The sequence below is a fragment of the Sphingomonas sp. GC_Shp_3 genome (assembly GCF_026540945.1).
Lineage (GTDB): Bacteria > Pseudomonadota > Alphaproteobacteria > Sphingomonadales > Sphingomonadaceae > Sphingomonas.
In genome coordinates this window covers 16,991-43,030 of sequence record NZ_JALNUT010000011.1, presented here as the reverse complement: position 1 = coordinate 43,030, position 26,040 = coordinate 16,991, and the positions used below count along the sequence as shown (strand labels likewise).

Annotated in this window: 22 protein-coding genes; 10 read left to right on the top strand and 12 right to left on the bottom strand. The window is 67.2% G+C overall.

What is annotated here, in order from left to right:
- Positions 1-2: 2 nt before the first annotated feature.
- A complete protein-coding gene (locus tag OXR00_RS16775; protein ID WP_267389397.1) occupies positions 3-542 on the bottom strand; it encodes a hypothetical protein in 540 nt (179 codons plus the stop codon).
- A 147-nt stretch (positions 543-689) separates the two neighbouring features.
- Here OXR00_RS16775 and acs point away from each other — a divergent pair, with 147 nt between their 5' ends.
- The gene (gene acs / locus OXR00_RS16770) at positions 690-2,630 is read left to right on the top strand and encodes an acetate--CoA ligase (protein WP_267389396.1); all 1,941 of its coding nucleotides are present in this window, start codon (positions 690-692) and stop codon (positions 2,628-2,630) included.
- Between the two features lie 75 nt (positions 2,631-2,705).
- Entirely contained in the window at positions 2,706-4,739 is a 2,034-nt protein-coding gene (locus OXR00_RS16765) for a M13 family metallopeptidase (protein ID WP_267389395.1), read from the top strand.
- Between the two features lie 58 nt (positions 4,740-4,797).
- Here OXR00_RS16765 and OXR00_RS16760 read toward each other — a convergent pair whose 3' ends face one another.
- The 3 genes from OXR00_RS16760 to plsY form a co-directional block, all read right to left on the bottom strand.
- A complete protein-coding gene (locus OXR00_RS16760; protein ID WP_267389394.1) occupies positions 4,798-5,358 on the bottom strand; it encodes a hypothetical protein in 561 nt (186 codons plus the stop codon).
- A 123-nt stretch (positions 5,359-5,481) separates the two neighbouring features.
- Entirely contained in the window at positions 5,482-6,567 is a 1,086-nt protein-coding gene (gene dprA, locus OXR00_RS16755) for a DNA-processing protein DprA (protein ID WP_267389393.1), read from the bottom strand.
- Positions 6,560-7,168, bottom strand: coding sequence for a glycerol-3-phosphate 1-O-acyltransferase PlsY (gene plsY, locus OXR00_RS16750; RefSeq protein ID WP_267389392.1), 609 nt, complete (start codon positions 7,166-7,168; stop codon positions 6,560-6,562). The genes dprA and plsY overlap by 8 nt, the downstream gene beginning before the upstream one ends.
- A gap of 113 nt (positions 7,169-7,281) precedes the next feature.
- Here plsY and murI point away from each other — a divergent pair, with 113 nt between their 5' ends.
- Both murI and hemA read left to right on the top strand, forming a co-directional pair.
- Positions 7,282-8,079 (top strand): glutamate racemase, encoded by a 798-nt coding sequence (gene murI / locus OXR00_RS16745; protein WP_267389391.1) that lies wholly within the window; start codon positions 7,282-7,284, stop codon positions 8,077-8,079.
- A gap of 146 nt (positions 8,080-8,225) precedes the next feature.
- A complete protein-coding gene (gene hemA, locus OXR00_RS16740) occupies positions 8,226-9,479 on the top strand; it encodes a 5-aminolevulinate synthase (protein WP_267389390.1) in 1,254 nt (417 codons plus the stop codon).
- 262 nt (positions 9,480-9,741) lie between these two features.
- On the opposite strand, the gene OXR00_RS16735 is transcribed toward hemA, so the two are convergent.
- The 4 genes from OXR00_RS16735 to OXR00_RS16720 form a co-directional block, all read right to left on the bottom strand.
- Positions 9,742-10,404, bottom strand: a complete 663-nt coding sequence (locus OXR00_RS16735) for a class I SAM-dependent methyltransferase (RefSeq protein WP_267389389.1) — start codon at positions 10,402-10,404, stop codon at positions 9,742-9,744.
- Positions 10,404-11,630 carry a DUF3419 family protein gene (locus tag OXR00_RS16730; protein WP_267389388.1) on the bottom strand — a complete coding sequence of 409 codons (1,227 nt, stop codon included), beginning with the start codon at positions 11,628-11,630 and terminating at the stop codon, positions 10,404-10,406. The genes OXR00_RS16735 and OXR00_RS16730 overlap by 1 nt, the downstream gene beginning before the upstream one ends.
- Positions 11,631-12,001: 371 nt before the next feature.
- Complete coding sequence (locus tag OXR00_RS16725) at positions 12,002-12,721, bottom strand: anti-sigma factor (RefSeq protein ID WP_267389387.1); 720 nt, start codon at positions 12,719-12,721, stop codon at positions 12,002-12,004.
- Positions 12,718-13,299 (bottom strand): sigma-70 family RNA polymerase sigma factor, encoded by a 582-nt coding sequence (locus OXR00_RS16720; protein WP_267389386.1) that lies wholly within the window; start codon positions 13,297-13,299, stop codon positions 12,718-12,720. Before OXR00_RS16720 ends, OXR00_RS16725 begins: the two co-directional genes overlap by 4 nt.
- Positions 13,300-13,404: 105 nt before the next feature.
- Here OXR00_RS16720 and OXR00_RS16715 point away from each other — a divergent pair, with 105 nt between their 5' ends.
- From OXR00_RS16715 to OXR00_RS16695, 5 genes are all read left to right on the top strand, one after another.
- Complete coding sequence (locus OXR00_RS16715) at positions 13,405-13,857, top strand: RpiB/LacA/LacB family sugar-phosphate isomerase (protein WP_267389385.1); 453 nt, start codon at positions 13,405-13,407, stop codon at positions 13,855-13,857.
- An 8-nt stretch (positions 13,858-13,865) separates the two neighbouring features.
- A complete protein-coding gene (glyA, locus tag OXR00_RS16710; RefSeq protein ID WP_267389449.1) occupies positions 13,866-15,173 on the top strand; it encodes a serine hydroxymethyltransferase in 1,308 nt (435 codons plus the stop codon).
- 1 nt (position 15,174) lies between these two features.
- Complete coding sequence (gene nrdR, locus OXR00_RS16705; protein ID WP_242152676.1) at positions 15,175-15,636, top strand: transcriptional regulator NrdR; 462 nt, start codon at positions 15,175-15,177, stop codon at positions 15,634-15,636.
- Positions 15,637-15,730: 94 nt separating this feature from the next.
- Entirely contained in the window at positions 15,731-16,867 is a 1,137-nt protein-coding gene (locus OXR00_RS16700; protein WP_267389384.1) for a TrmH family RNA methyltransferase, read from the top strand.
- A 104-nt stretch (positions 16,868-16,971) separates the two neighbouring features.
- Positions 16,972-17,205 carry a hypothetical protein gene (locus tag OXR00_RS16695; RefSeq protein WP_267389383.1) on the top strand — a complete coding sequence of 78 codons (234 nt, stop codon included), beginning with the start codon at positions 16,972-16,974 and terminating at the stop codon, positions 17,203-17,205.
- A 47-nt stretch (positions 17,206-17,252) separates the two neighbouring features.
- On the opposite strand, the gene msrA (OXR00_RS16690) is transcribed toward OXR00_RS16695, so the two are convergent.
- From msrA (OXR00_RS16690) to galE, 3 genes are all read right to left on the bottom strand, one after another.
- Positions 17,253-17,909, bottom strand: coding sequence for a peptide-methionine (S)-S-oxide reductase MsrA (msrA, locus tag OXR00_RS16690; RefSeq protein WP_267389382.1), 657 nt, complete (start codon positions 17,907-17,909; stop codon positions 17,253-17,255).
- 79 nt (positions 17,910-17,988) lie between these two features.
- Complete coding sequence (locus OXR00_RS16685; protein WP_267389381.1) at positions 17,989-19,398, bottom strand: M20/M25/M40 family metallo-hydrolase; 1,410 nt, start codon at positions 19,396-19,398, stop codon at positions 17,989-17,991.
- Between the two features lie 74 nt (positions 19,399-19,472).
- Entirely contained in the window at positions 19,473-20,471 is a 999-nt protein-coding gene (galE, locus tag OXR00_RS16680; RefSeq protein ID WP_242152691.1) for a UDP-glucose 4-epimerase GalE, read from the bottom strand.
- Between the two features lie 91 nt (positions 20,472-20,562).
- Between galE and msrA (OXR00_RS16675) the strand changes: the two genes are divergently transcribed.
- Entirely contained in the window at positions 20,563-21,111 is a 549-nt protein-coding gene (gene msrA / locus OXR00_RS16675) for a peptide-methionine (S)-S-oxide reductase MsrA (RefSeq protein WP_267389380.1), read from the top strand.
- Positions 21,112-21,359: 248 nt separating this feature from the next.
- On the opposite strand, the gene OXR00_RS16670 is transcribed toward msrA (OXR00_RS16675), so the two are convergent.
- Positions 21,360-25,985, bottom strand: coding sequence for an NAD-glutamate dehydrogenase domain-containing protein (locus tag OXR00_RS16670; RefSeq protein ID WP_267389379.1), 4,626 nt, complete (start codon positions 25,983-25,985; stop codon positions 21,360-21,362).
- Between the last annotated feature and the right edge of the window lie 55 nt (positions 25,986-26,040).

Sequence of the window (26,040 nt, the reverse complement as noted above, 5' to 3'; positions counted from 1 at the left end):
CCTCAATTTCCCGCGTCGTCGGTCTTAGGTGCCGGAACGGGTGGCGGTGGCGGTGCTGGCATCTGGCCGAACACCTGCCCGCATGCCTCCACCGTCTGACGGATCGGCGCCTCGCTGCCCGGCCCGGTGAATACCGCATCGACGGGAGAATTGGCGGGGTCGATCGCGCGAATTTTGATGGTGTGGGCGTGCGCGATCGCAACCGTCAGCGTCGTGACGACGCCGTCCTGCGCGGTAAAGGCTCCCCCGCCGGGGAACTCCCAGTTGGTGCCGAGCGCCGGGCCGTTATCGGCCGTCAGCGTCACCGGTCGCGGTGTCGCCCTGGCGAAGCCGCCCTTGGGGATGAACTGCACCGATACGTTGTTGATATTGCCCGCCGCCCGATCGCACCGCACCACCAGCCGCGCGCCGCCATCGGCGGTGCGGACCGACACCGATGTCGAGCCGAGGTGCGTCGCGGGATCGATCTTGGCAATCGTGGTCCAGCCGGGCGCGGCAGCGGCGGGCACCGCGGCCGCCTGGAGCAGCAACATCAGGATCATCTTCGCTCTTTCCTCCGGCGATGGTCGCACATGCTGGGCCAAAGCCTAGCCGCGAGACAAGCGGCGCGCAAATAGCGGCAATTCAAATGCGCCGCCACCTTGCCACGTCCCCGCCTGACCGGGCAAAGAGCCTGTCAGGAGACCGGCATGTCAGAACAGACCCTCTACCCCGTGCCCGCGGAATGGGCGAAGCGCGCGCGCGTCGATGCAGCGGGCTACGAACGGCTGTACGGGCGCTCGCTCGCTGATCCCGGCAGCTTCTGGCTCGAGCAGGCGCGCCGGCTCGACTGGATCAAGCGGCCCGAGATTGCAGGCGACTGGTCGTTCGACGAGAAGGATTTCCGCATCCAGTGGTTCGCGGACGGCAAGCTTAACGTCTCCGCCAATTGCATCGACCGGCATCTGGCGAAGCGCGGCGACCAGACCGCGCTGATCTGGGAACCGGACGATCCCATGGCGGAGCCGCGCCGCTTCACTTACGCCGAACTCCATGCCGAAGTGTGCCGCTTCGCCAATGTGCTCAAGGCGCAGGGGGTGGCCAAGGGCGACCGCGTGACGGTGTACCTGCCGATGATCCCCGAGGCCGCGTTCGCGCTGCTCGCCTGCGCGCGGATCGGCGCGATCCATTCGGTGGTGTTCGGCGGCTTCTCGCCCGAGGCGCTGGCTGGCCGCATCACCGATTGCGACAGCCGGATCGTCATCACCGCCGACGAGGGCCGGCGCGGTGGCAAGACCGTGCCGCTAAAGGCCAACGTCGATGCGTGTGCGCCGAATGCGCCGGTGCTGGAAACGGTGATCGTCGTGCGCTCGACCGGTGGCGCTGTGACGATGCAGAATGGCCGCGACGTGTGGTATCACGAGGTAGCGGCGAGCGTCTCCGCCACCTGCCCCCCCGAGCCGATGGGCGCGGAGGACCCGCTGTTCCTGCTCTACACCTCCGGCTCGACCGGCAAGCCCAAGGGCGTGCTGCATTCGTCGGGCGGGTATCTGCTGTGGGCGAGCCTGACCCACGAACTCGCCTTCGATTACCGCCCGGGCGACGTGTGGTGGTGCGCCGCCGATATCGGCTGGGTGACCGGACACAGCTACATCCTCTACGGCCCGCTCGCCAACGGGGCGACGACGCTGATGTACGAAGGCCTGCCCAACTGGCCCGACGCCAGCCGCATCTGGCAGGTGTGCGATCGCCATCAGGTGCAGGCGCTCTACACCGCGCCGACCGCGCTGCGTGCGCTGATGAAGGAAGGCGACCAATACGTCACCAAGACCAGCCGCACGTCGCTCAAGCTGCTCGGCACGGTCGGCGAGCCGATCAACCCCGAGGCGTGGCGCTGGTATCACGATGTCGTCGGCGAGGGCCGCTGCCCGATCATCGACACCTGGTGGCAGACCGAGACCGGCGGCCACATGATCGCCCCCCTGCCCGGTGCGACCGCCTTGAAGCCGGGCTCCGCCACCACGCCGATGCCGGGGGTAGACCCGCAGATCGTCGATGCCGAGGGGCAAGTGCTGAGCGGCGCGGCGGAGGGCAACCTCGTCATCGCGCGAAGCTGGCCGGGGCAGATGCGGACCTTGTGGGGCGATCACGATCGCTTCTTCCAGACGTATTTCACCACCTATCGCGGCAAATATACCACCGGAGACGGCGCGCGGCGCGATGCGGACGGCTATTACTGGATCACCGGCCGGGTTGATGATGTCATCAACGTGTCGGGTCATCGCATGGGCACCGCCGAGGTGGAAAGCGCGCTGGTCCTGCACCCGCAGGTGGCCGAGGCCGCCGTGGTCGGCATGCCGCACGACATCAAGGGGCAAGGCATCTACGCCTATGTGACGCTGAACGCGGGCGCGGAAGCGTCGGACGACCTGCGCCGCGATCTGGTGAAATGGGTGCGCGGCGAGATCGGCCCGATCGCCACGCCCGACAAGCTGCAGTTCGCCCCCGGCCTGCCCAAGACACGCAGCGGCAAGATCATGCGCCGCATCCTGCGCAAGATCGCGGAAGGCGACGTGTCCGCGCTCGGCGATACCTCGACGCTGGCCGATCCGGCGGTGGTGGACGATCTGGTGGCGAACCGCGTGGCATAGCCGCGCGGGGGGGGGATTGCGGAGCGGCGAGCGCACCGTTACGCTCGGACAATACACTGTTTGTTGGGGAACTTCATGCGTTTGTCCGTTCTGCTCCGCTGCTCGGCGGCGGTTGCGCTCGCCGTTGCCGTTCCGATCGTCGCGGCACCCGTCGCCAAGACCGTCTACGGCGATTTCGGCGTAGATCTCGCCGCGCGTGACACGGCAGTGAAGCCGGGCGACGACTTCTGGGCCTATGCCAACGGCAGCTGGGACAAGGCGACGCCGATCCCCGCCGACAAGGCTTCCACCGGCCCATTCGTGCTGCTGCGCGACAATGCCGAGGCAAATGTCCGCACCATCCTCGACGACATGGCAAAGGATCCGGCGAAGTACGGCGCAACCGGCCAGCAGGTCGGCGATTTCTACGCAAGCTGGATGGACGTGCCCGCTATCGAGGCAAAGGGCGCGGCGCCGCTGAAACCCTACCTCGCCAGGATCGCGGCGGCGAAGGACCGCACCGCGCTCCAGACGCTGTTCGCCAGCGTCGGCTATGCGACGCCGGTCGAGATCGGTATGATGCCCGGCCTCGCCGATCCGACGCACTACACCGCCGTCGCAGGGCAAGGCGGGCTCGGCATGCCGCGCGACAATTACCTGCTGCCGGGCGAGAAGTACGACGCGTTCCGCAAGGCTTACCGCGCATACATCCAGCAGATGCTGACGATGGGCGGCATCGCCGACGCCAGCGCCAAGGCCGATGCGATCTTCGCGCTCGAGACCGCAATGGCGAAGGACCAGTGGTCTCCGGCTGAAAGTCGCGACATCGCCAAGCTGAACGATCCCGAGGATATCGCCGGCCTCACCGCCAAGGCGCCCGAGTTCGACTGGCCGCTGCTGGTCAAGACTGCCGGGCTGGAAGCATCGCCCAAGGTGCTGATGACCCAGAACACCGCGATCGCCGCGATGGGCAAGCTGTTCGCCGCCACCCCGGTGTCGACGTGGCAGGACTATCTCGCTTTCCACTTCATCAGCGATCACGCGACCTACCTCACCAAGGCGTTCGACGACGCGCATTTCGCCTTCTACAGCCAGACGCTGTCGGGCGTACCCTCGCAGCGCGAGCGTTGGCGGCGCGGCATCGCCATCACCAATGGTGCGCTCGGCGAGGCGGTGGGGCAACTCTACGTCCAGCGCTTCTACCCGCCCGCCGCCGAGCGCCAGATGAACGAGCTGATCGAGAACCTGCGCGCCTCGTATCAGGAGCGGATCTCCAAAGCGCCTTGGATGGACGAGCCGACCCGCAAGGCGGCGCTTGCCAAGCTTGCCGCGTTCGAGCCGCGCATCGGCCACCCGACCAAATATATCGATTATTCCAGCTTCAAGGTGGTCCGCGGCGATCTGCTCGGCAACGTGATGCGCTCGGGCGAGTTCGAGCATCAGCTGGAACTGTCGCGCTTTCCGAAGCCGGTCGATCGCAGCTTGTGGGGCATGACCCCGCAGACGGTGAACGCCTATTACAGCCCGCTCGCCAACCAGATCACCTTCCCCGCGGCGATCCTGCAACCGCCGTTCTTCGACCCCAATGCCGATCCGGCGGTGAATTACGGCGCGATCGGTGCGGTGATCGGCCACGAAATGGGCCACGGCTTCGACGATCAGGGCGCGGGGTTCGGTCCTACCGGCAAGTTCGAAAACTGGTGGACGCCGACCGCCAAGGCGCAATTCGAGAAGCGCACCGCCGCGCTTGCCGACCAGTATGATGCCTACGAACCGGTGCCCGGCACACACATCCAGGGCAAGCTGACGCTGGGCGAGAACATCGGTGATCTGGGCGGGATCGAGGCGGCATATGGCGCGTACCAGCGCTATCTCGCCAAGCACGGTGCGACAGGGAAGATCGATGGTTTGACCAGCGACCAGCGCTTCTTCCTCGCGTTTGCGCAGGCGTGGCGCGGGAAGACGCGGCCGGATGCGCAGCGTCAGGCGCTGCTCACCGATCCGCATAGCCCGGTGTATTTCCGCACCAACGGCGTCGTCCGCAACGTTGACGCATGGTACACCGCGTTCAACGTGAAGCCCGGCGACAAGCTGTACCTGCCGCCCGCGCAGCGCGTTCACATCTGGTAACACTCGCGTCGGGGGGCGGCCGATCCGACCGCCCCTTGGCGAACGAGTCGAAGGAGCCTTACCCAGCCGCCCTCGCCAGAGTGTAGGCGTAGCGTGCGCGCTGCTCCGAGCCCTTCGGGTACTGGCGCAGCTGGTGCAGTTGCTCGCCGGTCAGCGTGAAGCGCCGATACCCGTGCGAGACGAGGCAATAGTCCAGCACCGCCTGTAGCTGGTCGACGACATCGTGGTATGCGGCAACGCGAAACATCTGCGTGTAAGTCGAGTTGCGGTACAGCACGCGGTCCGGCGCCACCACGTTCATCGCCGCCTGATAGCCGGCGGCGCCCCGGTAGTCGGCGCCGCCCGGGCCGGTGGTCTGTTGCAGGCCCTGCACCAGCCCGGCCAGTTGCGCACCGTTGAGCGCGGCCAGCGCGTGCGCCGTTCCCGGCTTCATGCTTACCTCAAGACCGTAAGTCTGGTTCGCACATGTCAGCGCATCGTGCTGATAGTCGGCAAACGACACGCCGGGTTTGGTCCAGCTGACATTGTCGGGCTTGCGCTTGGCCTCGGCGGGAAGCGCCGTGACGGTCAGGGTGGTGACGATCAGGGCACCGGCTACAACCAGACGAACCAATGGCATCGCATGTCGCTCCAACTACGCCCGCGCAGGTTCAGACTTCCGACGCGAGCCGTTTCGCAGAAGGTCTATTTAGCCTGAAACGTCGTCGACGCGGTATCGTTCAACCGCGGACATCGCACTGCCTTAGCCGATCAGGCTGACCCGCCCGCCGGCGTGCCGTTCCAGTCGCGCCGCCAGTTCAAGCTCCAGCAGCACCGTCTGGACTACCATCGGCGCCGCACCCGACTGGCGGATCAGTTCGTCGACGGCGACCGGCACCGGGCCGAGCAGCCCGGAGATGCGATCGCGTTCGGCCGCGCTGGCATCCTGCGGCGGCGGTCCCGCGAAACGCGCGGTCGGTGAACGCACCCGCCGCGCGTCGATCGGGCGGATCGCCTCGACGATATCGGCGGCGGACTGGATCAGCGTCGCACCTTCGCGGATCAGGCCATTGCAGCCTTGCGCGCGCGGATCGAGCGGGCTGCCCGGCACCGCCATCACCTCACGCCCCATCTCGCCCGCCAGCCGCGCGGTGATGAGCGAGCCGGAGCGCGGCGCCGCCTCCACCACCAGCGTACCGAGCGCGGCGCCGGCGATGATGCGGTTGCGATGCGGAAAGTGCCGGGCGCGCGGCTCGATACCGGGCGGTTGCTCGGCGATCAGCAGCCCTTCGCGGGCGATCCGCTCCTGAAGGTCAGCGTTCTCGGGTGGGTATACCACGTCGATGCCGCCCGCGATCACGCCGATCGTACCCCCCTCGATCGAGCCGACGTGCGCGGCGGTGTCGACACCCCTGGCGAGACCCGACACCACCGTGATGCCGTCCCGTCCCAGTTCGGCAGCGATCTGCCGCGAGAAGCGGCACGCCGCCGCCGACGCGTTGCGCGCGCCCACCATCGCCACGCAGTCGCGCGCCAGCAGCGCGACGTTGCCGCGCACCATCACCACCGGCGGAGCATCGTCCAGCTGCGCGAGCAGTTCGGGATAGTCGGCATCCTCGATGAACAAATGGCGCGCGCCGAGCTTGCGCGCCGCCGCAAGTTCGCGTTCCGCTACGGCTGGCAAGGCGACCACCGGCGAGCGTCCGCCGCCGCGCGCCGCCAGCCCCGGCAGCGCCTCGATCGCTGCCGCCGCGTCCCCGAACCGCGCGACCAGCTGGCGATATGTAACCGGGCCGATCTGCGCCGTACGGATCAGGCGGAGACGCGCGACCTCTGCCGCATCAGCCACGCGCTTTGCTGCCGACCCGCGGTTCACTGCCGTCGAGCAACCGCTCGATATTGGCGCGGTGCTTCCACAGCACGAGCAGGGCACAGGCGATCAGCGCCGGCACGAAATCGAACCGGTCGAACAGCGCAGCCGCAACCGGCGCGCTTACCGCCGCCGTCATGCCCGCGACCGAGGATATCCGCACCCCCGCCAGCAGCCCCAGCCACACGACCGCATAGACCAGCCCGATCGGCCAATGCAGCGCGAGCACAATGCCGAGCAGCGTCGCCACCCCCTTGCCACCGCGAAAGCGCAGCCACACCGGATAGAGATGGCCGAGAAACGCCGCCGCCCCGGCCAACACGCCGGTTCCCGGCGCCAGCGCCTCGGCAATCGCCACGGCAGCGAACCCCTTCAGCGCGTCGAGGATCAGCGTCGCCGCCGCCAGCCCCTTGCGTCCGGTTCGCAGCACGTTGGTCGCGCCGATGTTCCCCGAGCCGATTTGGCGCAGGTCGCCCGCGCCGAACGCACGCGTGAGGATCAGCCCGAACGGAATCGCGCCGAGCAGATAGCCGAACAGCAACACGGCCGCCGGTGTACCCCATAGATATTCGGTCGGCATGGATCGTTTCGCCCCCAGTTGTCGCCCTTCTAGCGGCACGCGGGCGCACGCGCCATGCTCTCCATCAAGCACGGAGATTGTCAAACCGCGGGTTGCGGCTATGGCCTGCGCGGATGAGCGACGCGCGGCCGATCCTGTTCTTCGATTCGGGGGTCGGCGGCCTCTCGGTGCTCGGGGCGACCCGCGCTCTGCTGCCGCAGGCGCCATTCGTGTACGTCGCCGATTCGGCCGGCTTTCCTTATGGCACCAAGACCGAGGCCGAAATCGCCGCGCGCGTGCCGGCGCTGCTTGGGCGGCTGGCGGAACGCTATCGCCCGCGCCTGATCGTGATCGCGTGCAACACCGCCTCCACGATTGCGCTGGGCGCGGTGCGCGGCGCGCTAGACCTGCCGGTGGTCGGCACCGTGCCCGCGATCAAGCCCGCCGCCGAGGCGAGCAAAACGCGCGCGATCGGCGTGCTCGGCACCGATGCCACCGTGCGGCAGCCCTATGTCGACGATCTCGCCGCCCGGTTCGCAGCCGATTGCGTGGTGCTGCGCCACGGCTCGGCCGAACTGGTCGCCCTGGCGGAGGCCGAGTTGCGCGGCCATGTCGCCGCGCCGGAGAGTTACCGCGCCATCCTGGCGGGACTGCTCGATCAGCCCGGGGGCGATCGTATCGACGTAATCGTCAACGCCTGTACGCACTTCCCGCTGGTGGCGAGACGGCTTGCCGCCGCTGCCCCCCGGCCGCTCACCTTCGTCGACGGCTCGGCCGGGATCGCGCGGCGGATCGCCCATTTGACGCAGCGACAGGACTGGCCGAACACACCCGGCGCCGGGCGCGCGGTATTTACCGGCGTCGGCGCGGACGATGCGGCGCTTCGCCCTGCCCTGCTTCGCTACGGGCTTTGCGACGTGGAGTCGCTTTGACGGGCCTTGCACCGATGCGGCAGGGCTGCGACAAAGTGTCCAGCAGCAAAGGCCGGCGCGATCGGTCTATAAGGGCGTGCCTGCATGCGGACGTGTCACGCACGAATGCACGCAATGCGCTGGAATGTGGGAGGGATTGCCCCTAAATGCCGACGATCATGGAATCGCATGCACCGGCGCGCGGGGTCGATTACTCGCGGATTTTCACTCAGGCGATCGATCGGCTGCACGCCGAGGGTCGGTATCGGGTGTTCATCGATATCCTCCGCAACAAAGGGGCGTTCCCCAACGCGCGCTGTTTCGCCGGGCATAACGGGCCGAAGCCGATCACGGTGTGGTGCTCCAACGATTACCTTGCGATGGGCCAGCACCCCAAGGTGGTCGCCGCGATGGAAGAGGCGCTTCACGATGTCGGCGCTGGCTCCGGCGGCACGCGCAACATCGGCGGCAACACGCATTACCATGTCGATCTGGAAGGCGAACTCGCCGATCTGCACGGCAAGGAAGGCGCTCTGCTGTTCACCAGCGGTTACGTGTCGAACGAGGCGACGCTGGCGACGCTCGCCAAGATTCTGCCGGGCTGCGTGATCTTCTCCGACGAGCTCAACCACGCCTCGATGATCGCCGGCATCCGCAACGCCGGCTGCGAGAAGTTCGTGTTCCGCCACAACGATCTCGGCCATCTCGAAGAACTGCTGGCGGCGGTCGATCCCGCCACGCCGAAGCTGATCGCGTTCGAGAGCGTCTATTCGATGGAGGGCGACGTCGCGCCGGTGGCCGCGATCTGTGACCTTGCCGACAAATACAATGCGCTGACCTATCTCGACGAGGTGCACGCGGTCGGCATGTACGGCCCGCGCGGCGGCGGCATTTCAGAGCGCGAGGGCGTCGCCGATCGACTAACCATCATCGAGGGGACGCTTGGCAAGGCGTTCGGCGTGATGGGTGGCTATATCGCGGCCGACCAGATGATCGTCGACGTGATCCGCAGCTACGCTCCGGGCTTCATCTTCACCACCTCGCTGTCGCCGGTGCTGGTGGCGGGCGTGCTGGCGAGCGTGCGGCACCTGAAGGCGTCGAGCGTGGAGCGCGAGGCGCAGCAGGCGGCGGCGGCGAAGCTGAAGGCGATGCTGACGGACGCCGGCCTGCCGGTGATGCCGGGCGAAACGCATATCGTCCCGCTGATGGTCGGTGATCCGGTCAAGGCCAAGCGGATCAGCGACATCCTGCTTGCCGAATATGGCGTGTACGTACAGCCGATCAACTATCCGACCGTGCCGCGCGGCACTGAGCGGCTGCGCTTTACACCGGGGCCGGCGCATGACGAGACGATGATGCGCGACCTGACGAAGGCGCTGGCGGAAATCTGGAGTCGGCTGGACCTCCGCAAGGCGGCCTGACCCTCGCCGGAACCTGAATTGCGTCCGGAGGTTGTATCGTAACGAACCTGCAACGAAGGACGGTACGATGGGAAAAGGCTGTATTCTCTGGCTGTTGGGCGTGCCGATCCCCGTAATCCTAGTGCTGTACCTGCTATTCCACCACTAAACCTCGCGAAATCGGCGATGTCGAAGGGACCGTTTCGACATCGCCATCAGGGAGGTAAGCCCAACCGACCGATCGCACTCGCAAAACGCTCGCGGCGGCATCAGCCGCCGCACGTCAAGCCGCCCGGCTCAATCGAGCGGACCACGCATAGCCGTTGCGCAGCGATGCGAAACTTGCGGTCAGGCCGGTATCGCGCGCGATACCGCAGGCAGCGCCTTTCAACTCCGCACGCGGCGTCACGTCGAACTTGGCGAGCCACGCGAACAGCAATGCCTTGAACGGCGACGGCAACCGCTCCTGCTGGCCGAAATCGACGATGTCGAGCCGACCGCCCGGCGCCAGCTTGCCGGCAGCCTCGCGCAGCGCGCCCTTCCAGTCGGGTATCATCGAGAGCGTGTAGCTCTGGAAGATGCGGTCGAACGTCGCGACCCCGAACAGCGCCACGCTGTTAAACGCGGTGGCATCGCCCTGGGCCAGCGTGATGCGGCCGGTCAGGCCGGCTTTGGCGATACTCGCCCGCGCAGTCTCCAGCATCGCCTCGGAGATATCGACGCCGTAATAGCGCGCATCCGGCCAACGCTTCGCCGCCGCGATCAGGTTGCGCCCGGTGCCGCAGCCGATCTCCAGCACCGTACCGTTCGGCGGCGGTGCGAGACCGGCGATCAGCGCGTCACGGCCGAGCAGGTAATATTTGCGGGTCAGATCGTAAAAGTGCCGCTGCGTCTTGTAGATCGCATCCATATGGCCAGCATGACCGGCGCCCACATCGCCCGCCATTATTTCAGCACGTAGAGATGGACGCCGCCATAGATCGAGGAGCGATCGCGTCGCGTGTAATCGAGCGAGTCCTCGGCGCGGTAATCCCATGCCGACAGGATATCGGCCGGCACCCGGCCGGGCAGGATCGTCGCGATGCCGGCGGTGCGGAACAGCACGCGCGCGCCCGGCTTGGCGGTACGGGTGATCTCGCCCCACAGTTCGGTGAGCTGCTGGTCGGTCATCCAGTCCTGCGCGTCGAGCAAGATGTAACGGTCGAGCGAGCCGGCATCCTGACTGCGCAGGTAGTCGGTGAAGTTGGTGTGGCGCACCTCTATCCGGCTGACGCGTTCGACGATCTTGTCGTAATGCGCCTTCTGGAGATACGGCGGCAACGGCGCGTTCGGGTCCTCGCTATAGCCGCGGTTGAACGCCTGCCACGCGAAGTAATTGTCCTTGAGGTCGAAGTCGCAGGCGAGCTTTTCAAGCCGCTCGCGTAAGACCACCGCCATCTTCTCATCACCAGCCAGCGCCTCATATTGCGCGGGCGGAATGCCGAGCCCGAACAGCGACGCGGGCTGATCGGTCAGCCACTTGATGAAGCCCTTGTCGAACACCGGCGCGAACTCTCGGTCGAAGATCTCGCGCTGCTCCTGAATGGTCTTGGCCTTGAGGAGCACCTTCGGGTTTACGCCGTTCATCCGCGCGATCAGATGCGCCGCGCCGATGAAGTTGCCGAGCAGACCGCGCTTGTACACACCCTTGGCGAAACCGCCGATCCGCCGCCGACCGACCATGTCGCGACCTTCCCAATACCGCTTGCTCGTCTCGTCGAGATGTGGGCGGACGTAGGTGCGATAGGCGAGGATGTTGGCACGGCTGTTGGCACGCGCGAAGAAGCGGTGGAACGTCGCGTAATCCGGCAGATGCCGCGCCGCGACGACCTTCAGTTTGTTGAGTGCGATATGCGCGGTGTTGAGATCGACTGCGGTGATCGCCTTCGGGTTGGCGGTCAGATACGACATCATGTTGCAGCCGCCCGATGCGATCGTCACGACATGGCTGTCCGGCGTGATCGCCAGCGCTTCCATGTCGACCGCCGGATCTTCCCAGATCTGCGCATACACCAGCCCGCGGAACGCGAAGGTGAAGGCGCGTTCGAGAATGCCCTGTTTTGACAGATGGTCGTGACGATGGACCGCCGCGCGGACGGCGCGGTTCTTGGGCGGGCGGGCGGCGATAGCCATTTCAATCTCCTGCGGGCCGGCGGGGTCGCGCGGCGCTCAGCTACGACAAAGCGATGACGCTTCCATGACGCGTTCGCGTCCAAATGAAAAGAACCTGTCGGTGGGGTGTTCCACCGACAGGCCCTTTACATTTGTCACCCGGCACGAGCTATCGAGGGAGAAAGTACGTAGCCGGGGTACCTGCCTTTCGCCGCCGAGGAGAAAGACTGCCGAAGATACGGCGCGCGATCCACTTCGGATGCACCGCGATGCCGACGGCCGTTTTTTTACGGCATCAGTCCACCGCCGCTGGTGCCAACCTCAAGCATAGGCGACCGGATTGCCTGTTCCGCACCGGCGAGGAGCAACCGGAGCTTAGGCATGCCGCAGACTTACACCGCGGAAAGATCGCCCTTCAGCACGATCGGCCCGGTCGGCGCACCGGTCGGCGAGCCGCCCTCCGGCTCGATCGTCACCGCCAGCGTCGCGCCGGCGGCAAGCTGGCGGCGAACCGCGACGCCCGGCGTAACGCTGGTCGCGCCGCCGCTCGCCAGCAGGGCGAGCGAATGCGGCGTCTTGTCCGCGCCGATCACCCACAATTCGGCGCTGCGGCCGGCGGCGGGCGTATCGCCCGACGTGACGCGCAGCAGGCCGCGCGCTGGATCGTACACCGCCGCGATCGCCGTGCCGTTAGCGGTCGGCGCGATCGACGCGACCAGCAGCGACCGCACCGCCGGCGTTTCGACCGGCGCCGGTGCCGGCAGCGGCGCCTGCGGCGGTCGTGCAACGACGAACACGAGCAGGCCGGCAGCCGCGATGCTGGTCAATCCCGCCAGCGCCGGCCAGAAGCGGCTGCGCGGACGCGCCACGCCATGCGGCGCGTCGATCGACCGCTCGACGCGCTCGAACACGCCGGCCGGCGCGGCGACCTCCGGCCAGATTGCGAAGAGCTGCCCGAAATAGCCGCGCCACCCCTCAACATCGTGCGCGAAGCCGGGTTCAGCCAACACACGCCGCAGTGCGGCCGCGCGTTCCTCGCCGTCGAGAACACCGAGCGCCAACTCGGCGGCGCTGACGTCCGGCATATCCTGCGGCGTGCGGATGTCGGTCATGCCTCAAGACACTCCCGCAACCGCGCGAGGCCGCGCCGCACCCAGCTCTTCATCGTGCCCAGCGGCACGCTCACCCGCTCGGCGAGTTCGGCATAGGTCACGCCCTGGAAGAACGCGGTGCGAATCGAATCGCGCTGGTTGTTGTCGAGCTCGTCCAGGCAACGGTGCAGGCTGTGCGCCTCCTCGTCGGCGATCAGCGTGTCGCTGGCGAGTGGCGCCGTGTCAGGGAGGTCGGGCGCATCCTCGATCGGCGCAGTCGGTCGGGAGCCTTGCGCGCGCCGCCAGTCGATCGCGCGGTTGCGCGCGATCGTCGCCAGCCAGGTGATCGGGCTGGCGCGCGAGGGTTCGTAGGCGCCGGCACGCTTCCAGATCGTCAGATAGACATCGTGCAACACGTCCGCCGCCGCCTCCCGCTCTCCGCAGATACGCAGGCAGACGCCAAAAAGCTTCGCGTTGGTGCGCAGATACAAGTCGCGGAACGCGGCGCGGTCCTCCTCGCCGGTGCGCAGCAGGATCGCGACGAGTTCGGCGCGCGCTGCATCGCGCGTTGCAATCGATCCGGCTGGGGTTTCCGTCATGCTACCGCTCTATGGCGTCGCGGGTCGGACCGCAACGGGTGTGGCAATCATCGGCGGCTTTGCGTAAGAGCCGCGCGTCGCCACCTTACCCGGGACTCGCCGCCTTTGCGCATCGCCTTCGCCTCCGATCATGCCGCCGTCGATCTCAAGGCCGCGCTCGTCGCGTGGGCGCAAGGGGCGGGCCATGACGTGACCGACCTCGGGCCGGAAACCGCGGCACGGGTCGATTACCCCGATTATGGCTACCGCCTTGCGGAGTATGTCGAAGCGGGCGCGGCGGGTTTCGGCGTGGCGCTGTGCGGGTCCGGCATCGGCATCTCGATCGCTGTCAATCGCAACCCCGCCTGCCGTTGCGCGCTGGTGAGCGATCCTTTCGCCGCCACCCTTGCGCGTCAGCATAACGACGCCAACGTCATCGCGATGGGCGCACGGCTGATCGGGCCGGACATGGCGCAGGCCTGCCTCGAATCCTTCCTCGCCGGGCAGTTCGCCGGCGGCCGTCATCAACCGCGCGTCGACAAGCTCGGCGCCCCCGCACAGACAAGGGAAAGCGCATGAGCACCCAGATCGCCGACAACCCCCTCAACGACGTTCAACCCGACGGCTTCTTCACGCGCAGCCTCGCCGATGCCGATCCGGCGGTCTTCGCTGGCGTGCGCCACGAGCTGAAGCGCGAGCAGGACCAGATCGAGCTGATCGCGTCCGAGAACATCGTCTCGAAGGCTGTGCTCGAAGCGCAGGGTTCGGTGTTCACCAACAAGTATGCCGAGGGCTACCCCGGCAAGCGCTACTATCAGGGCTGCCACCCCTCCGACGAGGTCGAGCAGCTTGCGATCGACCGCGCCAAGCAACTGTTCGGTTGCGGCTTCGTCAACGTCCAGCCGCATTCGGGCGCGCAGGCCAACGGCGCGGTGATGCTCGCGCTGGTCAAGCCGGGCGAGACGGTGATGGGCCTCAGCCTCGATGCCGGCGGCCACCTCACCCACGGCGCGCGCGCCGCCATGTCGGGCAAATGGTTCAACGCGGTGCAATACGGTGTCGATCCGGTCACGCACCTGATCGACTACGACAAGGTCGCGGAGATCGCCCGCGCCAACACCCCGAAGATCATCATCGCGGGCGGCTCGGCCTATCCGCGCGAGATCGACTTCGCCAAGTTCCGCGCGATCGCGGATGAGGTCGGCGCGTTCTTCATGGTCGACATGGCGCATTTCGCAGGGCTCGTCGCGGCGGGCGCGCACCCCTCGCCGCTTCCCCATGCGCATGTCGTCACCACCACGACGCACAAGACGCTGCGTGGGCCGCGTGGTGGCATGATCCTGACCAACGACGAAGCCATCGCCAAGAAGATCAACTCGGCGGTGTTCCCAGGGCTTCAGGGCGGCCCGCTGATGCACGTCATCGCCGCCAAGGCGGTCGCGTTCGGCGAGGCGCTGCGGCCCGAGTTCAAGAGCTATGCGGCCGCCGTGATCGAGAATGCCAAGGTGCTGGCCGCCACGCTCAAGGAACGCGGCGCGGAGGTCGTCTCCGGCGGCACCGACACGCACCTCGCGCTGATCGACCTTACCCCGCTCGGCGTGACCGGCAAGGACGCCGACGAGGCGCTCGAGCGCGCCGGCATCACCTGCAACAAGAACGGCATCCCCAACGATCCGTTGCCGCCGACCAAGACCAGCGGCATCCGCGTCGGCTCGCCCGCCGGCACCACGCGCGGGTTCGGCGTGGCCGAGTTCCGCGAGATCGGCAACATGGTCGCCGACGTGCTCGACGGCCTCGCCAAGAAGGGCGAGCAGGGTGACGCGCAGGTCGAGGCGGACGTGCGGCAACGGGTTGCCGCATTGTGCGCGCGCTTCCCGATCTACGCGGAGATGTGATGTGCGCTGTCCCTTCTGCGGACATGAAGACAGCCAGGTAAAGGACAGCCGCCCCACCGACGACGGGGCGGCGATCCGTCGGCGGCGTCAATGCGAGGGGTGTGCGGCACGCTTCACCACGTTCGAGCGCATCCAGTTGCGCGATCTCGTCGTCCTGAAAAGCGAGGACCGGCGCGAACCGTTCGACCGAGAAAAGCTGCTCCGCTCGATCTTGATCGCAGCGCGCAAACGGCCGATCGAGCCGGTGCGGCTGGAAAAGCTCGTCTCCGGCATCCAGCGCCAGTTGGAGACGCAGGGGGAAACCGAGATTCACTCGCAGCGTATCGGCGAAATGGTGATGGACGGGCTAAAGGGTCTCGATTCGGTCGCCTATATCCGCTTCGCCAGCGTCTATAAGGATTTCCGCGAGGCGAAGGACTTCGAGGAGTTCGCCGGCAACGTGACTGCGGTCGCGAACGGATAACGCCGCCCGACCGCCGCCAGTCCCCGGCGAACCGCCAAACGCGTGTCGCCCCGCCTCTTGTCCAACCCGCGCATAGAAGGATAGGGCCTGAGCGATGAGCTTCTGGGTCTACATCCTGCGCTGCGCCGATGGCAGCTATTACACCGGCCATACCGACGATCTCGAACGCCGGGTCGGCCAACATCAATCGGGGGAGTTCGAAGGCTATACGCTGTCACGCCTGCCGGTGGAACTATTGTGGTCACAGGATTTCCCGTCGCGGGTCGAGGCGCTGGAGGCGGAGCAGCGGGTGAAGCCCTGGGCACGGGCCAGACAGGAGGCGTTGACCGCCGCGGACTTGGAGGCGTTACGCATCGTCGCCATGCCGCAATCCCAGCACGATGTCCCACGACCGGACCCGGAGCGAACGGCACATGGCGATGCCGGGCCCCGTCCCCAGCCGGTTCGTGCCGAGCGGGAACGGGGAACCGCCACAGTGCGATCCGAAACTCAAGCTCCAGCGCAAACACCGCCCCCCGTCATCGTGCTCGTCCGCCCGCAACTCGGCGAGAACATCGGCAAGGCGGCCCGCGCCATGCTCAACTTCGGGTTGGTGGAGATGCGTCTCGTCGCCCCGCGCGACGGCTGGCCGAACCCCGCCGCCGGCCCCGCCGCCTCCGGTGCGGACAGCGTGCTGGAACATGCGCAGGTATTCGAAACGCTGGCCGAGGCGATCGCCGATTGCCCCAACGTCTACGCCACCACGGTGCGCAAGCGCGGCGTTACCAAGCCGGTCGTCACCCCCGAAGTTGCCGCGCGCGCGATCCACGCCGGGCCAGGCCGCACCGCGATCCTGTTCGGGCCAGAACGCTCCGGCCTCGAAACCGACGATGTCGCGGTCGCGCGCGAGATCATCACCGTCCCGATCAACCCGGAATTCGGCTCGCTCAACCTCGCGCAGGCGGTGATCCTCGTCGCCTATGAATGGTCGAAAGGGGTGGCGCTATCGCAGCCGCCCGAGGTCGATCTGCCCGAGCCTGCCCCACAGGAGGAACTCGACGGCATGATCGCGCAACTCGATGGCATGCTGGAAGAAGCCAACTTCTTCTTCCCGCCGGATCGCTCGCCGGTCACGCGGCGGACGCTGCGCACCCTGCTCACCAAACCCGCCTGGTCGAGCCAGGAGGTGCGCACGCTTCGCGGCGTCCTGTCGGCGCTCGCTGGCGCCAAGCGTAAGAAAACGCTCGACTGACGCGGGATCATCGCGCGGTTGATGGCAGTTGCGGCATAACGGCCGACTTGATACCCAAACCGGGTGGCACCTCGGCCGCGATTTGTCTGGAGCACCCTATGCGCTTGTCCCTCGTCACCGCCGCCGCTCTTTCCGCAATGATCGTGGCCGCGCCGGGTTTGGCCAAGGACAAGAAGCCGATGGACCCGAACAAGCGGATCTGCCGCAGCGAGGTGCCGACCGGCTCGATGATGTCCAAAAGCGTGTGCCACACACGCGCCGAATGGATCATGATCGACGAACAAAACCAGGCCGCAACTGACAGCGCGATCCGCTCGCGCCGCACGAACGGCCAGTAACCACACGCCCGGGTGCGGTCAGTCATGCCGCTCCCGGGTTCGACATGTCAGGTGCTGAGGCTCGGGAAACCGGCCCGGAACGCCGCCACCTTGGGCTTGTCCCAATGCGCGATATACGGGTGGTTCGGATTGCGGTCGAAGAAATGCTGGTGGTACGCTTCCGCCGGGTAGAAGCCGCCGGTCTCCAGCTTGGTCACGATCGGCGCCTTGAACGCATGCGCCTGCGATAGCTGCGCGATATAGGCCGCCGCGACCGCGCGCTGCGCCGGGTTCTGCGGGAAAATCGCCGAGCGATAGCTGGTGCCGCTGTCCGGATACTGCGCGTTCAGCGTGGTCGGATCATGCGCGACCGAAAAATAGACGCGCAGCAACGTGGCATAGCTCACCTTCGCCGGATCGTAGACGACGCGGATCGCCTCGGCATGACGCGTCGTCTCGCTGCTGACCTGATCGTACGTCGCGGTATCGGCACTCCCGCCGGCATAGCCCGCTGTCACGGACTTGACGCCCTTCACATGCTCGAACACCGCTTCCATACCCCAGAAGCACCCGCCCGCCAGGACCGCGACCTGCGGCTTGCCGGCGTTCGGCACGTCATGCTGCGCGGCCGGAATCGGCACCGCGCGCTCCGCGCTGGCCGCGCCGCCCGAAAGCGCGAATACCGCCGCGCCGGCCAATGCGACGCCACCAATCAAGGATTTCATCGTGAGGTTCTCCATGCCACCGATATCGGTAGCGAAGCGACGATTTACACCCCCCGGCTGAACCATGCCTGACGGTGGATCAGCCGGCATACGCCTTGACCAGATCGAACAGATAGTCGCGCCCCTCAAACAGCGCCTTGACGCCGATCCGCTCGTTCAGGCCGTGCATGCCGTTGCCGTCCGCATCGAACATAAGCCCCGGCGCGCCGTATACCGGAATGCCGATGCTCTCGAAGAAAACGCCGTCGGTGGCCCCGGTCGACATCAGCGGCAGGATCGGCACGCCGGGGAAGTAGCGCGCCGCGACCGCCTTGGCCGGCCCCAGCACCTGCGGGTCGAGCGCGGGCGGGATCGCGGTCGGCCGGATCGGCGCGTTGGCGGTGACGGTCACCTTGGGGCCGGCAAGGTCCTTCAGCTTGGTGAGCGTCCCAGCGACGCTCTCGCCGGGGAAGATCCGACAGTTGACGTTGGCGGTGGCACGCTGCGGCAGCGCATTCTCGGCATGGCCCGCCGCCAGCAGGGTCGCGACGCAGGTGGTGCGCAGGGTTGCGTGAAAGGTCTTGTCGCGGTCGAGCAGCGCGGCGGCCTCGGCGTCCTGCGGATCGGCGAGCAGCCGCCGGATCGCCTCGGCCAGCAGCGGCGGCGTGCCCTTGCGATCCTGCGCCATCGCGGTGAAAAACGCGCGCGTCGTGTCGGTGAAACGCACCGGAAAGTCATAGCCCTGCACGGCCTTCAACGCATCGGCGAGATCGTAGATCGCGTTGTCGCTGGTCGGCTGCGAGCTGTGCCCGCCCGGCCCGGTGGTGGCGAACGTATAGTTTTGCGCCGCCTTCTCGCCGACTTGGATGGCGAGCAGTTCGGGCTTGCCGTCGTCGCCATAGCGGCCGCCGCCACCTTCGTTGAGCGCGAATTCGGCCGCGATCAGTGCGGGCCTGTTCTTGGTCAGCCACGCCGCGCCGTTGAACGCGAAGGTGGTCTCCTCCCCGCAGGTGAGCGCCAGCTTGATGGTGCGTTTCGGGTGATACCCGCCCTGGCGGAAGCGGATCAGCGCATCCGCCCAGATCGCCGCCATGGATTTATCGTCGGCGGTGCCGCGACCGTAGTAATAGCCACCCTCCTCGACCAGCCGGAACGGGTCGCGCGCCCAGTCCGCCCGGTTCGCCTCCACCACGTCGATATGCGCGAGCAGCAGGATCGGCTTTGCGGCAGGGTCGCTGCCCGGCAGGATTGCCACCACGCCGCCTTCCTTCGGGTGGCCGGGTGCTGCGAACAGCGTGACGTCGCGGGCCGGATAGCCTGCATCCTCCAGCCGCGCCGCCACCTTCGCGGCGGCATCGGTGCAACTGCCGGCGGACAGCGTGGTGTTTGTCTCCACCAGTTCCTTGTACAGCGTGAGGAATGACTGTTGATCGGGCCGCGTCTGCGCCGTGGCGGGCAGCGCGGAGACCAGCGCCACCGCGCCCGCGAGCGCCCACGCCAGTCTTTCCATCCGCTCCGCCTTTTTTCGCGCCAAAATCAGAGGCTAACGCGCACGCACGGGAAAGCAATACGGACGCGGCGCGATCAGACCCCGCGTTCGGCCAGCGCGCGTTCCCAAGCCAGTGCATCGCGCACGATAAGATCGAGGTCGTCACGCTGCGGCGTCCAGTCGAGTGCCTTCAGGATCGCGCCATTGTCGGAAATCAACGCCGCCGGATCGCCCGCGCGCCGCCCCTCGATCTTGCGCGCGATCGTGACGTTGGTGACGCGATCAACCGCGTCGAGCACCTCCAGCACCGAGAAGCCGCGCCCGTAGCCTGCGTTGAGCGTGTGGCTCTTGGCGGGATCGGCGGTGAGCAGGTCGAGCGCGGCGACGTGCGCCGCCGCCAGGTCGCTGACGTGGATATAGTCGCGCACCCCGGTCCCGTCGGGCGTATCAAAGTCGGTGCCGAACACGCCGACGCTCGCGCGCTTGCCGGTCGCCGCCTCGACCGCGACCTTGATGAGATGCGTCGCGCCCGCCGTCGACTGGCCCGAACGGCCCTGCGGATCGGCGCCGGCCACGTTGAAATAGCGCAGCGCGCAATAGTTGATCGGGTGCGCCGCCGCCACGTCGCGCAGCATCGCCTCGGTCATCAGCTTGGACATGCCGTAAGGGTTGATCGGCACGGTCGGGTCGCTCTCCATCACCGGGATGCGCGCGGGCGTGCCATAGGTCGCGGCAGTCGAGGAAAAGATGAAGTGCGGAACCCCGCACACGACCGCGCTTTCCAGCAGCGCACGTGTCGCGACGGTGTTGTTGCGATAGTATTTGAGCGGATCGCTCACCGATTCCGGCACCACCACCGATCCCGCGAAGTGCATGATCGCCTTGACGTCATGATCGCGGATCGCGGATCGCACGGCGTCGTCATCCTCGATGTTTGCCTCGACGAGGGTCGCACGGGCATCCACCGCCCAGGCGAAGCCGGTGACGAGATTGTCGACCACCACCACCCGGTAGCCCGCGTCGAGCAGCGCCAGCACCGCATGGCTGCCGATATAACCCGCTCCGCCCGTTACCAGCACCGCGCCGTCGATCATCATATCCTCCCTGCAGCAGCGCCGCCTATCGCGCAAAGATTGCGCCACGCCAATCGCTTCCTACATTCTACCCATCAATAAGGAGCAAGACATGGCAACCGAAGTCGCCACCTTCGCGGGTGGATGTTTCTGGTGCACCGAGGCGGTGTTCGCCGACGTGATCGGCGTGGAGAAGGTCGAGAGCGGCTATATCGGCGGTTCGGTCGCGAACCCAACGTACAAGCAGGTGTGCGGCGGCGATACCGGCCATGCCGAGGCGATCCGCGTTACCTTCGACGCGGACCAGATCCGCTACGCCGAACTGCTCGACATCTTCTTCGCCACGCACGATCCGACGCAGCTCAACCGGCAGGGCAACGATGTCGGCACGCAGTACCGCTCGGCGCTGTTCCCGACGACGGCCGACCAGCGCGAGGAAGCGCAGGCCGCGATCGCGCGTGCGGCGGCGGACTCGGCCAAGCCGATCGTCACCACGATCGAGCCGGCCTCGCACTGGTATCCGGCCGAGGATTATCATCAGGAATACTGGGATGGCGAAGGCCAGCGCAATCCCTATTGCCTCGCGGTGATCCCGCCCAAGCTCGCCAAACTGCGCAAGAGTTTCGCCAAACGCTCCAAGGCGGTCGACGCGGCGGCGTGATTGATGAACCCCGGCTGCTGTCGCCAGCGGCCGGGCTAGCTCCTCTGTTCCTACATCGGCGAGAGCCGGAATACCGTTACGGAACGCCTACAATTTGGCGCGCCCTTTAGTAACATAAGCTGTTCCAACCGGCCCCGGCCTTCGCCCGAGAAGAACGACCAGGTTAGCGGCAACCGCAGCTGCTCCCTTTTCCGATCGGCCCACCAGCCAAGGCGCACGCCAGCCACCAGCCAGCGCACGCCCGGCCATTATCGTCCCAGCAACACCCGCGCCTGTCCCGCGATCTGCGCAAGCATCGCCGCGCTGGGTGCAGCCGTGCCGCGCGCACGATCGATACCGGCGCGGAACTGCCCGACGCGGCCGGCATTGTCCGCCAGCCAGCGTTCCACCCGCGCCTGCGGGTCGCCCGCATCCTCGCCGTCCGTGCCGCGGGCGAGGAATTCCAGCCGCAACTGCTGGAAATCGCGCGCCAGCCCGGCGAGCAGCAGCCGCTCCCACGGATCGCTCGATGCGATACGTGCGGCATTGGCCTGCGCCCAGTCCAGACCGAGCGCCTGCCCCAGCCGCGTGAACGCCCGCGTCAGCACCGTTTCGTCGAGACCGACCCGCTGGCCGAGATCGGCAAGCCCGACCGCCCCGTCCAGCTCGAACAGCCGCACCACCTTCTGCGCCAACGCGCCCGGCGCGCCGACCGCTTCCAGGCTGGCGGCGATGCGCGCGCTCTGCGTGCTCGCCTCGTCAAGCAGCAACGCCTTGGTCTGGCGGTCGAGCTGGGCAATGCCCGCACCGATCCGCGCCATGACCATGCCGGGCCCGGCACCGGTGCGCGACACGCGGAGCAGATCGGCGATGTGCGAACGCGTCGCCACCGCAACTTCGTCGAACAGCGCGATCCGCGCCGCTTCGGGCATGTCCGCGCTCTCGATCTCCGCCCACAACGCCGGCAGATCGAACAGCCGTTCGGCCACCACGAACATCGCGGCGATATCGGGCAACGCAGCGCCCTCCTCCTCCGCCAGTTCGAAGGGGTGGAGCATGCCGAGCCGGTTGATGATGCGGTTGGCAAGCTTGGTCGCGACGATTTCGCCACGCAAACGGTGCTGGTCGATTGCCTCGGGGAAGGCCTCGCGCATCGCCGGCGGGAAAGCCGCGTGCAGATCCGGCGCGAGATCGGCGTCCAGCCCGAGCGGGCTGTGTTCGATAGCCGCCTGCAACGCGAGCTTGGCCGTGGCCAGCAGCACCGCCAGTTCCGGTCGTGCCAAGCCCAGCCCCTCCTGAGCGCGGCGCAGCAGGATGTCGTTGGCGGCCAGCCCCTCGACCGCGCGGTCGAGCGATCCGGCGCTCTCGAAAATCTCGATCAACCGCACATAGCTCGGCACATCGCGCGCGCCCGTGCTCTCCGCGATCGACAGCGCCAGCGTCTGAAGGCGGTTATCCTCCAGCACGATGTGCGCGACATCATCCGTCATCGATGCGAGCAGCGTGTTGCGGTCCTCATAGGCCAGCCGCCCCTCGATCATCTCACGATTGAGCGCGATCTTGATGTTGACCTCGTTGTCCGAACAATCGACGCCGGCCGAATTGTCGATGAAGTCGGTATTGATCCGCCCGCCGGCTTGCGCGAACGCGATCCGCGCCGCCTGCGTCACACCGAGGTTGGCGCCCTCGCCCACCGCCGTCACGCGAAGCTGCTCGGCATCGACGCGCAACCGGTCGTTGGCAGGGTCACCGACCTGGATGTTGTTCTCTGACGCCGCCTTCACGTAGGTGCCGATGCCGCCGAACCACAGCAGGTCGACCGGCGCCTTCAGGATCGCGGAGATCAGCGCACCCGGCTCGATCTCGGCCTGGTCCACGCCCAGCACCGCGCGCACCGGTTCGGACAGGCGGATCACCTTGTCGGTACGCGGGAACACGCCACCGCCTGCGGAGATCAGGCTGGCGTCGTAATCCGCCCAGCTTGAGCGCGGCAGCGCGAACATGCGGGCGCGCTCCGCCCAGCTTGCCGCCGGGTCCGGGTTCGGATCGAGGAAGATGTGGCGGTGGTCGAACGCCGCGACGATCTTCAGCGCCTTGGACAGCAGCATGCCGTTGCCGAACACGTCACCCGACATGTCGCCGCAACCGACCACCTGGATCGGCTGGGTCTGCACGTCCACACCGCGCTCCGCGAAGTGGCGCTGCACCGACACCCACGCACCCTTGGCGGTGATCGCCATCGCCTTGTGATCGTAGCCGACCGAGCCGCCGCTGGCGAACGCATCGCCCAGCCAGAAGCCGTGTTCGATCGCGATCGCATTGGCCACGTCGGAGAAGGTCGCGGTGCCCTTGTCGGCGGCAACGACGAAATAGGGGTCGTCACCGTCGTGGATGACCACCTCGTCAGGATGGGTCACCACGCCCTCGACGATGTTGTCGGTGATCGACAGCAGCGCGCGGATAAATACGCGGTAGCTTTCGGTGCCCTCCGCCAGCCATGCATCACGGCTGGACGGTGCGGGCAGTTGCTTGGGGTAAAAGCCACCCTTAGCGCCAGTCGGCACGATCACCGCGTTCTTCACACGCTGCGCCTTCATCAGGCCGAGGATTTCCGTGCGGAAATCGTCACGCCGGTCGGACCAGCGCAAGCCTCCGCGCGCGACCGGGCCGGCGCGCAGGTGGATACCCTCCACGCGCGGCGAATAGACCCACACCTCACGCCACGGCAGCGGCGCGGGCAGGCCGGGAACGCGGTGGCTGTCGAGCTTGAACGCCAGCGCAGCCTGTCCGGCGGGCGCGAACGCGTTGGTGCGGAGCGTCGCGGCAATGACGCTGCGCAGCGCGCGCAGGATACGATCATCATCGATCGCGGACACCGCATCCAGCCCCCGTTCGATCGCCGCGTCGGCGGCAGCGACATCCCGCGTCGATCGCGCCGGGTCATGCGCCACGTCGAACCGTTCGATCAGCGCCGCCGCGACCTTCGGCGCACGGCGGAGCGCATCGACCACGGTGGCGAGCCCGTAGGTGAGCCCCGCCTGCCGCAGATACCGGAACCACGCGCGCAGCAACACCACCGCGCGCGGGCTGACGTTGGCCTCTACGATCAACCGGTTGAACGCGTCGTTCTCGGCGGCGCCTTCCAGCACCGCGCGGATCGCGTCCTCCAGCACGGCCGGATCCTCCGCCAAGGGATCGCCCACCGTTTCAATGAGGAAGTCATGGACGAAGCTCTGCCCCTCATCGGTCAGCGCGGTCGGCTGTTCCTCGATTACGCGGAAGCCGAAATTCTCCAGCACCGGCACCGCATCCGACAAAGCTAGCGCTCCACCCATCCGGTACAGGTTCAACCGAAGCGCACCGTCCGCCTCGCGGTACAAACGTACCGACCTAGCCTCAGGCGCTTCCAGCCTTGCCAGCCGCACGATGTCGTTAGCCGCCTCTTCGGGTGACTTTGCGTTGCGGTAGCCTTGCGGGAAGCTGCCGGCATACCGCAGCGCCAGCCGCGTCGCACGCGCCGGCTCGACTTGCTCGGCCAGCGCGGATTCCACCGCCGGCGCCCAGCCGCGCACCATCCGCGCGATCCGCGCGTCGAGCGCCGCCGCGTCCGGCATCACGCCCGGCCCACGCAGATCGATCGTATAGCGCAAGAGCGCCGTCACCCCGTCCATCGCGATCGCCCAGTTGAGCAGGCTGCCGTTCGCCGCCTCGACCAGCATCTCGCCGATCGCGACCCGCCGCCCGGTGGTAAGGTCATCACGCGGCAGCCAGACAAAGGCGAACAGGTGCCGCCCGAGGATACTGCGCACCAGCACCAGCTTCGGCCGGGGCCGGTCCGCCAGCGACATGGCGGTGAGCGCCAGTTCCTCCAGCGCATCGAACGCGAACGCCGTCGCCAGATCATGCGGCAGCGATGCGAGTGCATGGGTCAGCGCCTTGCCGGCGTGCCCCTTGGGATCGAAGCCGAACTTCGCCTCCAGCGCCGCCAGCCGTGCGCGCAGCACCGGCACCTCCTGCGGCGGTGATGCCAGTGCGCTGCTCGTCCACAACCCGGCGTGGATCGACAGGCCGACTACCGAGTCACCACGTCGCACCGGCACCAACGCGAGATCGAGCGGCACCTGGCGGTGAACAGCGGAGATCTGGCTCGACTTCAGCAGCAAAGGCGCCTCGCCGCCCTGCTGAAACCACGCGATCGCAAGCTCCCGCGAAGCCTCGGCGAGGATCGGCACGGCGTGGCCGTTGCGTGCGATGCCCTGCGCGGAGGCGAGGCCATCCTCCCATTGTTCATGCGCGAGCAGCGTGAAATTGCGGTCGAGGAACCAGCGCAACAGCGCCGCGCCCTCCTTGTTCTCCGACGTCGCGCCCAACGCTTCGACGTCGGCGGCCATCGCCGCCTCCAGCGCTGACCAGTCGTGCACCGCCGTACGCACATCGGCAAGACTATGCTCCAGCGCGGCGATCAACTCGCGCCGGTCACGCGCATCCGCGCGCTCCAACTCGAGGTAGATCATCGATTCCGCCACACCGGCCGCTACGTCGCCGATCGCGGTCAGTTCGCCGTCGGGATCACGCGTCGCACCCACGACAGGGTGGATAATACGGTCGATCGCGATGTCGTGTGCGCCGATCACCGCCGCGATCGAATCGACCAGAAACGGCATGTCGTCGTTGATGATCGCCAGCCGCATCCGCCGGCGCGGGTCGGTGACGGCAAGCGGCTCCAGCGCGAGCACCGGCGTGCCCGGGCGGCGGTGTGCGCCAGTCGCCACGACGAACGCCGCTGCCTCAGCGATGGCCTGCGTGTCGAACCCCTGTAATTCGCCGGGAAGCGCGCCCTTGGTCAGCCGGGCGGCGAGCGCCTCCGCCAGCAGTGTCTGCGTCGTGTTTGCCATAACTCGCCCTAGATGACCGTTCGTTACGCGAACACTATAGGACGCTACTATCGCC